This is a genomic window from Chitinimonas sp. (assembly GCF_041904975.1).
In the GTDB taxonomy this organism is placed as follows: Bacteria; Pseudomonadota; Gammaproteobacteria; order Burkholderiales; family Chitinimonadaceae; genus Chitinimonas.
Window position 1 is genome coordinate 21697 of sequence record NZ_JAYRLZ010000011.1, and the last position, 15467, is coordinate 37163.

Here is a 15467-nt window from a genome sequence, read left to right on the forward strand (position 1 = left end):
GGGTAGACAAGTATTTCTGGGCCCATGTGTGAGACGCCTAACGGCGATTCCTAGCGCCGAACCACATCAATCACCCCGCCAACCTGGCGCACATGCTCGATCACCCGGCGCAGTGCCTGGGCGTCGCGGATTTCCAGGGTGAAGCGCATGCGGGCGATCTGGTTGCGTGACTGGGTCTGGGCGGCGGTGACATTGATCTTGTCGCGGGCGAATAGCTCGGAAATATCGCGCAACAGGCTCGGGCGGTCTTGGGCGGTGACTTCGACATCGGCGGCAAACACATGGGCCTGGCCTTTGCGGGCGGCCAGATTGCCCCAGTCGGCGGTGATCAGGCGCTCGGGTGCCTGGGTGCTCAGGCGCCTGAGGGTGGTGCAGTCACTGCGGTGGATGCTGATGCCGCGGCCTCGGGTGACAAAGCCCATCACCGCATCGGGCGGTACCGGTTTGCAGCATTTGGCCAGCAGGGTCATCAGCTTGTCGACGCCCTCGATCAGGATGCCCTCGCCATGGGTGTCGGCCTTGGCGCGCTTGACGATATCGCCGGGCTCGACTGCCACGGCAACCGGCTCCGGCGCCAGGGCGCTGGCCAGTTCGCGCGAGCTGACTTCGTTCTGGCCCAGCGCGGCCAGCAGCTCATCCAGCTTTTTGTAACCAAGGCGCTCGGCGACATCGTCAAGGCTGGGGTGGGTGCCGGCGCGGTGTACTTCGCGGTCGAGTATCGCCCGACCGGCCTCGATGGCGACATCCAGATGCTGCTGGCGGATGTAGTGGCGCACCTTGGTAATGGCGCGATGGCTTTTCAGATAGCCGGAATGCAGCCAGTCGAGGCTGGGTCCGCCTTCCTTGGCTGCGGTGATTTCCACGCACTGGCCGGTTTTCAGCGGGGTGTCCAGGGTGACGATATGGCCGTCCACTTTGGCGCCGCGGCAGCGGTGGCCCAGATCGGTGTGCAGATGGTAGGCAAAGTCGATCGGGGTGGCGCCCTCGGGCAGGGCAATTACCCGGCCGGCCGGCGTCAGGGCATAAACGGTATCGTCGAACACCTCGGCCTTGAAGGCATCGGCCACCGCGCTTTGCTGACTGACATCCTCGCGCCAATCCAGCAGCTGGCGCAGCCAGGCGATTTTTTCCTCGTAGCGGCTGTCGCCCGAGCCGCCTTCCTTGTAGCGCCAGTGCGCCGCCACGCCGTATTCGGCATGTTCATGCATCTCGAAGGTGCGGATCTGGATTTCCAGCGCCTTGTCATGCGGGCCCACCACCACGGTGTGCAGGCTGCGGTAGAAATTGCCCTTGGGGTGGCTGATGTAGTCGTCGAATTCGCCCGGGATCGGCTGCCACAGATTGTGCACCACGCCCAGCGCGGTGTAGCACTCGGGTACCGTATCCACCAGCACCCGGATGGCGCGGATATCGTACAGCTTGGTGAAATCCAGCCGCTTTTGCTGCATCTTCTTGTAGATGCTGTAGATATGCTTGGGCCGGCCCATCAGATCGGCCTTGATGCCTTGCTTGAGCAATTCGCCGCGCAGCAATTCCAGCGACTCGGCGATAAAGTTCTCGCGGTCGATGCGCTTTTCGTCGAGCAGGGTGGCGATCTTCTTGTATAGCGCCGGCTCCTGGAAGCGAAACGCGAGGTCTTCCAGCTCCCATTTGATCTGCCACACGCCCAGGCGGTTGGCCAGCGGCGCAAACAGATCCAGGGTTTCGCGGGCAATCGGCAGGCGTACCGCCTCGTCGCACTTGGCCAGGTAATGCATGGTCTGGGTGCGCCAGGCCAGCTTGATCAGCACCACGCGGATATCTTCCACCATGGCCAGCAGCATCTTGCGTACGGTTTCGATCTGCCGCTCGGCATCGTCATGGCGGCCGGCCTCGACCCGCGCCAGTGCCGACATCTTGCGCACCTTGCCGACGCCTTCCACCAGCTTGGCCACGGCCGGGCCGAAACGGGCGGATATCTGTTCGCTGGCATCAGGCAGGTAATCGGGCGCGCAGAATAGCAAGGTGGCGATCACCGCCTCGGCGCTGAGGCGCAGATCGGCGACGATGCTGGCCGCCGCCACGGCGTGGGTGAACACCGGCTCGTTGATGCGTGCCAGCAGCTTGCCGGCATACAGGGCATTGGCCCATTCCATTGCGAGGGCAATCTGCCCCAGCTCTTCCGGGTTGAATCGGTCGTTCAGGCGGGCCAGCCAGGTCTTGGGATTGGCAGCATCGGCAATGGAAACAGCAAGGGGGCGGGTGGGAGCGACCATGGCGCAATTATGCCATGCGGCGCGTTAGCGCCAAGCCAGGGCCGACTTGCCTGTAATGATTCAAATGAGAATTACTTGCAAGTGCGAATCGTTATCAAATAGAATGCATCCATTCGCTGCCGGTCTCGGTGGTTGCGTCGGGAAGCGCGGGTCCGACCGGCAGGCGAATCAAGGCGGCCATGTTGCGGCATGGCGCTGATCAACCCAGTACGGTTTCCGGCCCCTCGCGGGCCGGCTTTTTTTGCCGGATCGCAGGCAATGCGGTTTGGCGCGCAACACAGCTCGAAGCAAGGATCAAGGCTCATGGCATTCATTACCGGCAAGAAACACAGCCGCAACAACACCCCCGCGTATCCACTGCTGCTCTCAGCCATGGTGCTGAGTATGCCGGCCGCCATGGCGGCGGAGGCTCCCGCAGCACTGCCAACCGTGAAGGTGCAGGGCGATGCCGAGGCACCGGCCTATCTGGCCGACAAAGTCAGCTCCCCCAAGTTTGTCCAGCCCTTGGTCAATACCACCCAGACCATCACGGTGATCAAAGAGGCTTTGATCCGCGAGCAAGGCGCCACCACGCTGACCGAGGCGCTGCGTAACAGCCCCGGCGTCAGTACCTTTATGCTGGGCGAGAACGGCAGCACCAATACCGGCGATAGCGTGTATATGCGCGGCTTTGATAGCTCGAGCAGCATTTTTGTCGATGGTGTGCGCGATCTGGGCGCCATCTCGCGCGACACCTTCAATATCGAGCAGGTGGAAGTGGTGAAGGGGCCGTCGGGCAGCGACAACGGCCGTGGCTCGCCCACCGGCTATATCAATCTGGTGTCGAAGACCGCCAAGCTGGACGATGCGCTATCGGCCTCGCTGATGCTGGGCACCGACCGGCAGCGCCGGGTGAGCGCCGACTGGAATACCCGTTTGCCTGCGATGGATAGCGCAGCATTCCGCCTGAATCTGGTGAAGCAGGACAGCGGCGTGCCGGGGCGCGAGCAGGTACACAATGATCGCTGGGCCATTGCACCTAGCCTCGCATTCGGCCTGGGTGGCCCAAGCCGCGTTTACCTCTCCTACTTGCATGTGAAACAGGACAATGTGCCGGAAGGTGGCGTGCCCACCGTCGGCCTGCCCGGCTACACCAGCCCGGACCCGGCCCGATCATTCATTTCGGCCGCGCCGCGTGTTGATTCGCAGCGTCTTTATGGCCTGGCCAGTGATTACGACCAGGTTGATGCCGATATGTTGACCGCCCGCTTCGAGCTGGATCTGGCGCGTGGTGTAACGGTGCGCAATACCAGCCGCTTCGGTCAGACCGATCAGCAATACCTGATCACCGGCTTCAGCGTGACGGCGGCCAATCTGACCACCCCGCAGCCCGCCAACCCGGCTGGCTGGCAATTGGCGCGCACCCTGCGCCAGACCAAGGATCAGCGCAACCAGATCCTGGCCAACCAGACCAATATCACGGCCGATGTGAAGACCGGCACCATCAAGCACCAGCTCAGTGCCGGCATCGAGCTGATCCACGAAAAGCAGCGCAGCTATGGCTACGATGGCTTGGGCACCGTGGCGGCCACCAGCCTGTATGCGCCCGATGCAAACGCGGCGCTCAGCGGCTACCGGCCGGTGCGCAATGGCGTGTACAGCCAGGGTGTGACCAATACCCAGGCAGCCTATCTGTTCGATACCCTGACCTTGAGCGAGGCCTGGCTGCTCAATGCCGGCCTGCGACTTGATCACTACCAGACTGATCTTGCCGGTGTCGCCAAGTCCACCCTGAGCAGCCACCCGGGCTTGCCGGTAAACACCCTGGTGCCGCTTGCGCTCAGTGCATCGGACAATCTGAAAAGCTGGAAGCTCGGTGCCGTATTCAAGCCGGCCGCCAATGGCAGCGTGTATGTAGATCTGGCTACCTCGCTGCAACCACCGGGTGGCGCTAACCTGACTCTGAGCACCGCACTAAATAGCGCCGCCAACCCGATCTATCAGCCGCAAAAAGCGCAGACCTATGAGCTGGGTAGCAAGTGGGAGCTGCTCGACAAGCGCTTGTCGCTCAATGCCGCACTGTATCGCACCAATATCAGCAATGAGGTGGAGCAGGACCCGACCGATGCCACCCGCTACTACCAGACCGGCAAGAAGCGGGTGCAGGGGCTGGAGCTGGCGGTGTCCGGTGCGCTGAGCCGTGATTGGTCCATCAATGCCGGCTATGCGCTGACCGATACCAAGCTGCTGTCCGGCAAACCGGTCGGGGCAGATGCCGGCAGTAGCGGTCTCAATTACACGCCGCGCCATGCCTTTACCACATGGACTACCTATCAGCCCCTGCCGGGCCTCACGGTGGGCGGTGGCGCCCGTTATGTCGGCAAGCTGCAGCGCGGCAGCGATGGTGCGATCGGTACACCCAAGTACACCGACGGCTACTGGGTTGCCGATGCGATGGCCGCTTACGAGGTAAGCAAGCATGCCACGGTGCAGCTTAATATCTACAACCTGGCCGACAAGTCCTATGTTGCCGCCATCAACAAGAGCGGCTACCGCTACCAGCCCGGCGCACCGCGCTCGGCCCAGCTGACTGCCAATCTGTACTATTGATCCTTCAATCCAACGAGCGGCCAGCCATCGCCCTGCCATTTGCTTTGCTGGCGCGATGGCTGGCCGCTGTGGGGAATTGCCGATGTTGCTTCATATTCCCGGCGTGTTAAGCGGCGACGAAGTCGCACGCTTTCGCGCCGAACTACACGCTGCCGACTGGGTTGACGGCCGCGAAACCGTCGGGCCGCAGGGGGCTCGCGTCAAACATAATCGCCAGCTGCCCAGCGACTCGCCCCTGGCTGAACGCCTGGGCCGGCAGATCCTGGCGGCCCTGGGCCAGCATCCGCTCTATGTGGCGGCGGCATTGCCCTTGCGCAGCGTGCCGCCCTTGTTCAACCGCTATGCTGGCGGCGAGCACTATGGCGACCATATCGATGGCGGTATTCGTGCCTTGCCCGCTGGCGGCATGCTGCGCACCGATCTGTCATCCACCCTGTTTCTGAGCGAGCCGCATGAGTACGACGGCGGCGAGCTGGTGGTATCCGACACTTATGGCGTGCACGAGGTCAAATTGCCGGCTGGCGATTTGATTCTCTATCCGGCGTCCAGCGTGCATCGGGTGGAGCCGGTCAGCGGTGGCGAGCGGTTGTGTGCTTTCTTCTGGACGCAAAGCATGGTGCGCAATGACCAGCAGCGCACTATGCTGTTCGAGCTCGATACCCAGGTACAGGCCTTGCGCCGCCAGCTGGGTGACAGCCCGGAAGTGGTGAGCCTGACCGGTCACTATCACAATCTGTTACGTATGTGGAGCGAGCTATGATCGCCAGTCTTACCGCCAGCAATCACACCGGCTTTGTGCCTGACTCCCTGCGCAAGGGCAGCTTTCTCAAGTGGCTGAAGCGGGTACATGCCTGGCTCGGACTGTGGGGGGCCTTGCTCGGCCTGTTGTTCGGCGTGTCGGGCTTTTTGCTCAATCACCGGGCGCAAATGAAGATCAATGCCTCGGTGCCGGTTGAATCAACGGTACAGGTGAATCTGCCCGAAGAAGCACGTCGCGATCCCAAGGCATTTGCGCAGTGGTTTGCCGACTACACCGGCATCCACGAGCAGCCACGCAGCCGGGTTCAGCCAAGCAAGGCGGTGCTGTGGAACGGCCAGAAGCTGCAAAAACCGGCCGAGTGGTCGGTCAGCTTTTCCCGGCCTGACTATGGCTTGCAAGCCAGCTTCAGCGTCGGCAATACCCAAGCCGAGGTGCGCCGGGTCGAGCATAACCTCTGGGGCATGCTCAACAATCTTCATAAGGGCGTAGGGTTGGGCACCGCCTGGATATTGCTGGTGGATACGCTGGCCGGTGCCTTGCTGGTGCTGTGCCTGAGTGGCTTTTTGCTGTGGTCGAAGCTGCATGGGCCACGCTTGCTGGCGCTTGGGCTGATGAGCGGCGCGGTCAGCTGGGCTGCCTGGGCGTTATTGATGTGATTTGGCAGCAGGCAAATCGGCCTCGGCCAGCCAGCGGGCGATAAGGCCCTTTTGCTGCAAGGCGGCGAGGCCGGCATTGAAGCGCCTGACCAACTGCTTGGCATGCGGGTGGCGCTGGCTGATCAGCACGCCCAGCTCTTCAATCGACAGTGGGGATGGGGTGATGGCGATATGCTCCTGCCAGTGGTCGTACATGGCTTCCTGCAGCAGATAGATACCAACCAGCCGGTCGGCGGGGTAGGCGTCGATGCGGTTATTGAGCAGGGCGCGCAGCGCATCGCGGTCGCTACCGGTTTTCAAGGGCGCTATGCCGCTCGCTTGGGCCAGCGCAATAAAGCCGGGGATCACTTCATAGTCATAGCCATTGGGATAGGCGAGCCGGTAGCCCTTGACCGGGGCTTTGCCATCCAGCGGTTTTTCGCGGCGATGAAATAGCACCACCTGGCTGGTGACCACCGGCTGGGTTGCCAGAAATTCCTGCTGGTCTGCCCGCTGACCGCCCCACAGGATGGCGCCATCGAGCTTGCCCTGGCGGGCCATCTCCAGACCGCGCTTCCACGACAGGTATTGATACTCGACCACGATATCGGCCTCGGCAAAGGCTGCGCTGATAATGTGCGCCCCGAGACCACCGCCGGGCAATGCTTCGCCGGCATAGGGCGGCCATTCTCCGCTGGCCAGGCGCAAGCGTTCCTGCGCATGGGCGCAAAGCAATAGCAGGGCCAGTAGACAGCATCGCAGGCAGTACATGGCGGGTTTCCGGGTGAGCTTTCACCATAGACCGTTCCATGATTTGCCTTCCCGGCAATTGCCGGGCGCTGGTATGCAGGCAAGTAACAATCTGATGGGTATGTCTCCCGGCGAGCACCGCACGCTCTATCGGCATTTCCGGTATTTGATGCTGCGTATCTGTCACCCTATCGCAGGCCGGTGGGCTTTGTTGCAGTGCGGGATCATGATCGGACCTGTCAGTCCAACGCACCAACGAGCGAGGAGTACCACCATGAACCAGATTGCCGCCAAGGTTTTCGAGCCTGTTCTCGTATTGCTGGTCAGCAGCCTGTTCAGCCTTTCCGTGCTGGTAGCCCTGAATGAGCAGCCGGCAGCATCAAGTCCGGCGCCGGCCAGCCTGGCATCGGCCAGCGCCAGTCAGCCGGCCAACCGCGCATAAGTCGTGGCTGGCAGCCAAACGCTGGCCGATGTGCCTCTGGCTGGTGGCCGCAAGGCGTGGCTCAGACCGCGCTGGCAACGGTGAAGCGACGACGGCGTTGCTGGCCTTGTTCCGCTTCATCGAGTACGGCTACCGCCAGGTCGGCCACCGAAATGCCGGCCGGTGCCGTGCCATCCATCAGTAGTTGGTCGCTGCCAAGGCGATACTTTCCGCTGCGCACACCCGGGGCGAGCAGGGCTGGCGGCGATACAAAGGTCCAGTCCAGCGCGGTTTCTTGCTGCAGGCGGCGCAAGGCTTCGCGCGCACCGAGCGCGCCCTCCTTGTACTCGGCCGGAAAGTCGGGCGTATCCACCAGTTGCAGGCCGGGCGCCACATACAGGCTGCCTGCGCCACCAATCTCGATCAGCCGGGCGATGCCTGCCTGTTTGCTGCCGGCCACGATGGCATCATGACCTTTCAGAAACAAGGCCTGGATGTCGGCCTTGTCCCAGCCCGGATTGAAGGCGCTGATCAGGATGTCTTGCCCCGCCAAAGCGGCTGCTATTTGGGCCGGGTCGTAGACATCGGCCTGTTTCACGGTAAGGCCGTTTGCTGGCGCAATCTTTGTCGTATCGCGGCTCAGCACGGTGACTTCATGACCACGTTGCAGGGCTTCGGCGAGCAGGGCGCTGCCAACAAAGCCGGTGGCACCGATCAGGGCGATTTTCATGATGAATTCCTTTTTGATGATTTGGACTGGCAAACAGCTTCGTTTGCGATGTCCGCATAGTGCGCTTTCAGATTGAATTGAAAAACAAGCTAATCAATAATTGACTGTTTACAAATCAAGAACAATATCGTGCCTGCTGCCGACTTGAACCGCCTGAGCCTGTTTGCCACCGTGGTTGACTGTGGTGGCTTTACCGCCGCAGCCGCACAGCTGGGCATGGCCAAATCGCAGATCAGCCAGCAGATCAGCCGGCTGGAAGCGCAACTGGGGGTGACGCTATTGCTGCGCACCACCCGCAAGGTGGTGCCGACCGAGGCGGGATTGGCGCTGCATGCCGAGATCGTGCCGGCCTTGCAGGCACTGAGTGTGGCGACGGCCAGTCTCGGGGCCGACCAAGGCAGGCTGGAAGGGCGTTTGCGGCTTACCGCGCCGGCCGACTATGCCACCGGCCCCTTGGCTGGCCATCTGGCGCGCTTTGCCATGGAACATCCGGCGCTGGAACTGGAGCTGATTGCCACCGACAAGGTGCTGGATCTGGTCGGTGAGGGAATAGACCTGGCCATACGCGCCGGCTTTTTGCGCGATTCCTCGATGCGCGCCCAGCGCCTTGACCAGTTTGCCCAGCTGGCGGTGGTGGCACCGGCCTTATGGCAAAAGGCCGGCTGCCCGACCCGGCCCGAGGCGCTGCAAGGCGCGCCGTGGGTGGCGCTGACCGTGCTCCCGTCCCCCCTGGCCTGGCGGTTTAGCCATGATGCAGACGAGCAGCATTGTGCAATCAAGGCGCGCTCGGTGTTTCGCGCCAATAGCGCCAATGTGGCACGAGAATGTGCGCGCAGCGGCCTGGGTTGGACCGTACTGCCCGACTATATGGTGGCCGACGATATCGCCAGCGGCCGCTTGCTGACGCCATTGCAAGGCTGGTCGCTGCCGATTGGCGGCGTATATGCCGTCTACCCCGCTTCCCGTTTTCTGCCGGCCAAGGTCAGGCGATTGATCGGCTTTCTGAAAGCGGTATTCGAAGTTGAGCCGCCTTAAGAAAAACTTAGTGTTTTCTTAAGCACCATTTAGCAAAGCGCTTTTGCGGCGGGCCGTAAGCTTCGTTCCATCAGATCGCTGCTTGGCGATCGCATCGAACAGGAGCGCAATGTGATTACCCCGGCCGCACGCCATGATCTCTATGTGTACTTCCATAAGGCGCTAAGAGCCTATATGGGTCATGTGCTGATGGATATCGGCCGGACCGACTGGCGCGATGCGGAAGATCGCAGCCAGCAGCTGGAGGCGGTGCGCGAATTGCTGCTGGTGTGCCGCAATCATATCGCTCAGCAAAATCGCTATATCCACCCGGCCATGGAAGCACGCCAGCCGGGCTCCACCCGCCTTGCCGCCGATGAACATACCGGCCAGCTGTTTGCCATCGATGCCCTGGCCTTGCTGGCCGACCTGGTCGAGCGGGTTCCGGCGCCAGAGCGCAGCCAGGCGGGGCAGCGCCTGTATCGCGAACTGGCGGTGTTTGTGGCTGATTGCTTCGAGCATATGGCGGTTGAGGAATCCGAACACAATGAGGTGCTGTGGGCGCACTACAGCGATGCGGAATTGCGCGCCATCGAGCGCGAGATGGTTTCCGAGGCGCCGGCCGGGCAAACGCCGGTGCTGCTGGACTGGATGCTGCCGCACCTGAATCCGGCCGAGCGGGCCGACATGCTTGGTGATATGCGCCAGGTTGCCCCCAACGACGTGTTCGAGCGGGTGATGGGTCGCTTGCGCGGCCAGTTGCCGAGCAAGGATTGGGGAAAGCTCACCACCGCTCTGGGTGCCGTCACCGGCTGAACGCTTGCAACGCTATCTCGTCTGCCGGGTTCCCCTGACCGGGTGGGCAGGTCGGTATCGTAGGAATGGGGTTTCGATACCGCGTTTCATGGCCGCTATGCGGCCATTTTTTTAGAGAGACATGATATGAAAAACCGCCTGAAAAATCGTTTGCTTATCGCCAGCATCCCCGTGGCCGCAGTGGCCGCCGGCCTGGTATTGCATGGTCGGGCTGCTGCGCTGGCAGCCGTCGCACTGGGTACGGCCCTGCTGTTGACCAGTGCCGTGCTGATGATTAGCGCACGGCGAGATCGGCACTGAGTGACTCATTCTCGACATCGACCAGGCGATACGGCTGCTCAAGGCGCAGCCGCAAGCGCCCGCGCCCGAGTTTTTCCAGCCCCAGCCACGAGCAGCGTTCACTCAGGCGCCGCTGCAACAGCAAGAGGCGCGTTTCGAGGTTGTCACCGATTTCCGGCAAGCGCAGGCGCGGATCGAGGCGTAACTCCCGGTTGCTGAAGTCGGTGCGTCCCAGCTGCTGATAGTCATTGAGCAGCAGCCACAGCACAGCACCCGCTACGCCCTTGACCAGATAATCGTCCCCGATGAATACGCTTTGCGTGGTGGCAAAGTAGCGGATTTCCACCGCACTGCCCTGGCTGACTACCTGGTTTGGCGGCAAGAGATCGGGTAGTGCGATATCGACCGGGCGCAGCAGCGGGCGCATCACCATGCCGAGGATGGCGCCGATGGCGCTCAGGGCATCTTCGTCATGGTGGCTGAAGCGTCGTGCCTGCCGGCTTTCTACATACAACACGCCAGCGAGCCAGTCGCCCGCGCGAATCGGTACCGCCAGCTGGCTTTGCGGGGCCGGCAGGCCGGGCAGGGGAATCTCCGGGTCGCGGCTGCTGCCGGCCTGCGCGTTGGCAGCAAGGCCGGCGCTATATCGGCAGGAAAAATGCACCGGGCTGAGAAAACGGGCGGCCGCGCCGATAATGCCATCGCCCATCATCACCTCGGAGCCAACCCCGGAAACCGGATAGCCGCGACTGGCAACGGTATACAGCCAGCGCCCCGATTCATCGCTGAACAGGATCATCGCTTGCTCGACGGCCAGCATATCGGCCAGGGTGTCGAGGGTCAGGTCCAGTACCTGGGCCAGATCCTCGGTATTGGCCAGGGCATCGCTCAGATGGCGCAGTGCGCGCAAGCCGCTGCCGGGCGCGATGTCGCTGGCAAGCGGGCTGCCGGGCAGTGCCTCGGCGTGATCAAGGTGGTAAATGTCGGCCGCCGCCAGCATGGCTTGCCCTCGCCCCTGGCTGGTGCTGATGGCGTTGTGCCGCGCCCGCAGAGCCGCCACTACCGGCCCATCGCATTGCTGTCCGCTCAGGCTCAGTGTCAGGCGGTAGCGCGCAGCCGTGTGTGGATGCAGCAGCAGGGCACTGAGTCGGCCTGGTGCATCGGCTTGTGCGGGCAGGGCCAGATGGTGTTGATCGACAAAGTGCAGGCGCGCTTGCCGGATGGTGATTGCGCCTTGCCCGCCAAGGCTGGCGAGTTGCGCCGGCAAAAGCAGGCAAGCGCGCAAGGTGTCGATGGGTATCATGCGCTCAGCTCAGCGCAGGCAAGCTGCTCGATGTCGGACACACGTAACTGGACCAGCTGCAACTCGTCAGCCGTAAAACTGGTCAGCGCATACCCAAAACGGGTGGAATAGCCGTGCATCAACCATTCCGCTGCGATGGCTTCGCGTTGCGCTTGGACAGTTTGCAGTGCGTCGGCAGGTAGCGGGATCAACATGGCGCCGCGTGACTGCAATTGCAGCTGGCTGGCATCGTGCAGATTGACGCCGAAAAGCGCGACATGGCCATGGACGGCGATATCATCGAGTGCCGATCCAGCCTGGCTGTGCGCCAGATAAACCTGCAGGTCTTGGCCGTCAGGCGCCAGCCCGCAAGCCAGCGCTGGTGCCAGATTGACGCTGCCATCCTGCGTGCGCGTAGCAAGGCTCAGGCTGTGGCAGCCATCCAGCAAGGCAATGATTTCCGCAGCATTCGGTTCACTCGACATGGCGCGGATGATAACCAGTGTGCCGTTCTAGGTACAGGCGCGGCTCTGGCGGGTGTGCAGGTCCGGGCTCTGGCGACACTTTGCCGGCGGATCGTGTTGCGTCGGAAAACCGCCGAGTGCAAGGCGTTGCAGCCGCAGCCTAGTCATTTACATCAATGTGCGAAAACGCCGCAAACAGCCCTGTTTCGACGAAACCCGCGGGGCCGTGCCGATTTTTGCGGCAAGACTGCGTTGTCATGTGCTGACAATGGCCCGCCATGCTGCGCTCGTTTCGCCTCGCTGTGCCGCAAATACCGATCGGGCGCGACCGTCGACAAAACGTCAACCGAGCCTAGCGCAAGCGCCCCTCTTTCCAGGCCTGCAGTAGCTTGTCGTATTCGATGGTTTCGCCCGGCGGCTTTTCATTGGCCAGCTTCGGCCGCGGTGCGCCGGGCTGCTTGAACCACAGGCCGGGATCGCGCCTTTGATTGAGCCTGGGCGGGCATACCGTCATCTTGCCCTCGCGCGCGATGCTGTCCATGGTTTGATCCATATCCTCGGCTAGGCCATCCAGGGCGGCTTGTGGCGTTTTTTCGCCGCGATTGGCCTGCATCATGTGTTTGACCCATAGGGGCGCCATGCGTGGATAGTCGGGCACATTGACGCCGGTCGGCGTCCAGGCAATGCGTGCCGGGCTGCGGTAGAACTCGACGAAGCCACCGAGTTTGGGGGCGATCTTGCTCATCGCCTCGGCATTGATATCGGATTCGCGTATCGGCGTGAGGCCCACCAGGGTCTTTTTCAGCGAGGTGCTATGCGCCACGGTGAATTGGGCATACAGCCATGCGGCCTTGCGCCGCGCCAGGGGCGTCGCCTTGAGCATGGTCCAGGCGCCGGCGTCCTGATAGCCCAGCTTCATGCCCTCTTCCCAATACGGGCCGTGCGGGCTGGGGGCAAAGCGCCATTTCGGCGTGCCGTCCTTGTTGTTGATTGGCAGCCCCGACTTATGCAGCGCTTCGGTAATGGCGGTGTAGACAAAGATCGCCTGTGCCACATTGCCTTTCTGCAGATAGCTGCCCATATCGCCAAATGCCAGCTGGCGCGCTTCTGGCGGGGCAAATCTGCGATTCCATTCCAGATATTTGTTCAGGGCGAATACCGCCGCCGGCCCGTTCAGGTCGCCACCGCGCGCCACGCTGGCGCCGGCCGGGTTGCAGCCTTCCACCCGCAAACCCCAGTCATCCACCGGTTTGCCGTTGGGTATGCCCTTGTCGCCGGCACCGGCCATCGACAACCAGGCATCGGAAAAGCGCCAGCCCAGCGAGGCCTCGTTGGCGGCATAGTCCAGATGCCCATAAACGCGCTGACCGTCGATTTCCTTGACCTCATTGCTGAAGAACTCGGCAATGTCCTCATAGGCCGACCAGTTGATCGGCACACCCAGCGCATAGCCGTATTTCTGGCGGAAACGCTGCTTCAGATCGGGGCGGCTGAACCAGTCCTGGCGAAACCAGTACAGATTGGCAAATTGCTGATCCGGCAGCTGATACAGCTTGCCATCCGGCCCGGTGCCGAAGCTGCGGCCGATAAAGTCATGCAGGTCCAGTGTCGGCAGGGTGACGTCGCGACCTTCTTCGCTCATGAAGTCAGACAGCGGTACGGTCAGGCCGTAGCGAAAGTGGGCGCCGATCGAGTCGGTATCGTTGATGAACAGGTCATAGCGCTCCTTGCCTTGGAACATCTGCCCGACCATGGCATCGACATTCACGGCTTCGTGGCGGGTATCGTGGATCACCTTGATGCCGGTGATCTGGTAGAACGCCTTGGCCATGACATCGCGCTCGTAGCGATGGGTGGTGATGTCTTCGGATGACACCCGCACCGTCATGCCGCGGTAGGGTTTGGCGGCGTCGATGAACCAGCGCATTTCCTCCAGCTGTTGCGCATAGCTGAGGGTGCTGGGAGTGAATTTCTGTTTCAGCCAGCGCTCGGCTGCCGCCAGATCGGCACGGGCAAGCAGCGACGCCAGGGCGAAGCAGGCAAGGGCGGGGTAGGCAAAAGCGGGTCTGCTCATGGTGGCGTGCCTGCTTGGGTGTGGGTGTCGGCGCTATTGGCGGCAGACAATTCCGGTTCGATACGCAGGGTGAAGAAGAAGGTGGCGCCCTTGTCGGGCTCGGCTTCGGCCCAGATGCGCCCGGCATGACGCTGCACCACCCGCTGCACCGAGGCGAGGCCCACACCGATGCCATCGAAGTCGCTGGCGCTGTGCAGTCGCTGGAATGGCGCGAACAGCTTGTCGGCATAGCGCGCGTCAAAGCCGGCGCCATTGTCGCGGACAAAAAACACCGGGCCGTCTTCGGCAAACAGGCGTCCGAATTCGATGCGCGCCTGCTCCCGTCTGGCACTGTATTTCCAGGCATTGCCCAGCAGGTTTTGCATAGCGGAGCGCAGCAATTCTTCATCGCCCCAGGCATATAGCCAGCCCTCGATATCGACCTCGACCGTTCGTGCCGGCTGGCCCGCCTGCAGATCATCGACGATGCCACGGGCCAGCGCCGACAGGTCCACCAGTTTCGGTTGCAGCTCGGCGCGGGTCACCTTGGCCAGATTGAGCATGGCATCGATCAGGCTGCCCATGCGCTGGGCGGCGGCGCGGATGCGGCCCATATAGCCACGGGCGATATCATCGAGGCGATCACCATAGTCTTCTTCCAGCATATGGCTGAAGCCATCGATGCTGCGCAAGGGCGCCCGCAGATCATGCGATACCGAATAGCTGAATGCGCGCAGCTCGTTGTTGGCGGCGGCCAGATCGGCGGTACGCTGCGCCACCCTTTGTTCCAGCGACTCGCGATACTGGTCCAGCTCGATTTCATTCGCCTTGCGCGCACTGACGTCCTGCACCAGCAGGATGAAATAGCCGGCCGTGCCGCCCGGTTTGCGGTAGAGCGACGCAGTAACCGTGCACCACAGCAGGCTGCCATCGCTGCGGCGTAGCTGGCAGTCGGTCTCGAATACATCGATTTCGCCTTGCAGCAGGGCGTGCCGCGCTTCACGCAGGCGCTCGCGGTCTTCTTCCAGGGCAATATCGAAGATGGTTTGCCGGGTAAAAGCCTCGGGCGGCTGGTTCAGCAGCAGGCATAGTTTGTTGTTGGCGCGCAGCCAGTGGCCGTCGTCGATGCACAGATGGCCCATGCCCACTGCAGCCTGCTCGAACAAGGCGCGGTACTCCAGCTCATTGGCACCCAGCTCGTTCAGTTGCTGCTGGATGGAGCGACGCATCTCATTGAAGCTGCCCGACAGCTGCGCCACTTCGTCCCGGCCTCGCTCCGGTAGCTGCAGCGTGTAATTGCCAGCGGCAATGGCGCGGCTGGAGCGGGCGAGACTGGCCAGTCGGTTGGTCAGCCAATAGGCGCTGAGCCCGAGCAGGATCAGCGAGGCAAATACCACGAAGCCGGCAATCAGCAAGCCT

Annotated in this window: 14 protein-coding genes; 7 read left to right on the forward strand and 7 right to left on the reverse strand. The window is 62.3% G+C overall.

What is annotated here, in order from left to right; genetic code table 11:
- Nucleotides 1-50 precede the first annotated feature (50 nt).
- Complete coding sequence (locus ACE3OH_RS02180; protein ID WP_374347797.1) at nucleotides 51-2255, reverse strand: bifunctional (p)ppGpp synthetase/guanosine-3',5'-bis(diphosphate) 3'-pyrophosphohydrolase; 2205 nt, start codon at nucleotides 2253-2255, stop codon at nucleotides 51-53.
- A 303-nt stretch (nucleotides 2256-2558) separates the two neighbouring features.
- On the opposite strand from ACE3OH_RS02180, the gene ACE3OH_RS02185 reads away from it, so the two are divergent.
- The 3 genes from ACE3OH_RS02185 to ACE3OH_RS02195 all read left to right on the forward strand — a co-directional run bounded on the left by ACE3OH_RS02185 (nucleotide 2559) and on the right by ACE3OH_RS02195 (nucleotide 6260).
- Nucleotides 2559-4844, forward strand: coding sequence for a catecholate siderophore receptor Fiu (locus tag ACE3OH_RS02185; RefSeq protein WP_374347799.1), 2286 nt, complete (start codon nucleotides 2559-2561; stop codon nucleotides 4842-4844).
- An 82-nt stretch (nucleotides 4845-4926) separates the two neighbouring features.
- Nucleotides 4927-5604, forward strand: a complete 678-nt coding sequence (locus tag ACE3OH_RS02190; protein ID WP_374347803.1) for a Fe2+-dependent dioxygenase — start codon at nucleotides 4927-4929, stop codon at nucleotides 5602-5604.
- Nucleotides 5601-6260, forward strand: coding sequence for a PepSY-associated TM helix domain-containing protein (locus ACE3OH_RS02195; RefSeq protein ID WP_374347805.1), 660 nt, complete (start codon nucleotides 5601-5603; stop codon nucleotides 6258-6260). The genes ACE3OH_RS02190 and ACE3OH_RS02195 overlap by 4 nt, the downstream gene beginning before the upstream one ends.
- Here ACE3OH_RS02195 and ACE3OH_RS02200 read toward each other — a convergent pair.
- Nucleotides 6249-7010, reverse strand: a complete 762-nt coding sequence (locus ACE3OH_RS02200) for a substrate-binding periplasmic protein (protein ID WP_374347807.1) — start codon at nucleotides 7008-7010, stop codon at nucleotides 6249-6251. The two genes, ACE3OH_RS02195 and ACE3OH_RS02200, sit on opposite strands and share 12 nt — an antisense overlap.
- 253 nt (nucleotides 7011-7263) lie before the next feature.
- Between ACE3OH_RS02200 and ACE3OH_RS02205 the strand changes: the two genes are divergently transcribed.
- Nucleotides 7264-7431, forward strand: coding sequence for a hypothetical protein (locus ACE3OH_RS02205; RefSeq protein WP_374347809.1), 168 nt, complete (start codon nucleotides 7264-7266; stop codon nucleotides 7429-7431).
- Between the two features lie 61 nt (nucleotides 7432-7492).
- Here ACE3OH_RS02205 and ACE3OH_RS02210 read toward each other — a convergent pair whose 3' ends face one another.
- Complete coding sequence (locus tag ACE3OH_RS02210; RefSeq protein ID WP_374347811.1) at nucleotides 7493-8140, reverse strand: NAD(P)-dependent oxidoreductase; 648 nt, start codon at nucleotides 8138-8140, stop codon at nucleotides 7493-7495.
- Between the two features lie 129 nt (nucleotides 8141-8269).
- On the opposite strand from ACE3OH_RS02210, the gene ACE3OH_RS02215 reads away from it, so the two are divergent.
- From ACE3OH_RS02215 to ACE3OH_RS02225, 3 genes are all read left to right on the forward strand, one after another.
- Nucleotides 8270-9175, forward strand: a complete 906-nt coding sequence (locus ACE3OH_RS02215) for a LysR family transcriptional regulator (RefSeq protein WP_374347813.1) — start codon at nucleotides 8270-8272, stop codon at nucleotides 9173-9175.
- Nucleotides 9176-9286: 111 nt separating this feature from the next.
- A complete protein-coding gene (locus tag ACE3OH_RS02220; RefSeq protein ID WP_374347815.1) occupies nucleotides 9287-9970 on the forward strand; it encodes a hypothetical protein in 684 nt (227 codons plus the stop codon).
- A 126-nt stretch (nucleotides 9971-10096) separates the two neighbouring features.
- Entirely contained in the window at nucleotides 10097-10270 is a 174-nt protein-coding gene (locus ACE3OH_RS02225; protein WP_374347817.1) for a hypothetical protein, read from the forward strand.
- On the opposite strand, the gene ACE3OH_RS02230 is transcribed toward ACE3OH_RS02225, so the two are convergent.
- From ACE3OH_RS02230 to ACE3OH_RS02245, 4 genes are all read right to left on the reverse strand, one after another.
- Nucleotides 10245-11552 carry a GAF domain-containing protein gene (locus ACE3OH_RS02230; protein ID WP_374347819.1) on the reverse strand — a complete coding sequence of 436 codons (1308 nt, stop codon included), beginning with the start codon at nucleotides 11550-11552 and terminating at the stop codon, nucleotides 10245-10247. The two genes, ACE3OH_RS02225 and ACE3OH_RS02230, sit on opposite strands and share 26 nt — an antisense overlap.
- A complete protein-coding gene (locus tag ACE3OH_RS02235) occupies nucleotides 11549-12016 on the reverse strand; it encodes a hypothetical protein (RefSeq protein WP_374347821.1) in 468 nt (155 codons plus the stop codon). The genes ACE3OH_RS02230 and ACE3OH_RS02235 overlap by 4 nt, the downstream gene beginning before the upstream one ends.
- Before the next feature lie 331 nt (nucleotides 12017-12347).
- On the reverse strand, nucleotides 12348-14069 hold the full coding sequence (locus ACE3OH_RS02240; RefSeq protein WP_374347823.1) for an ABC transporter substrate-binding protein: 1722 nt from the start codon (nucleotides 14067-14069) through the stop codon (nucleotides 12348-12350).
- The coding region (locus ACE3OH_RS02245) for an ATP-binding protein (RefSeq protein WP_374347825.1) at nucleotides 14066-15467 on the reverse strand (1402 nt) is incomplete at its 5' end. The genes ACE3OH_RS02245 and ACE3OH_RS02240, both read right to left, overlap by 4 nt.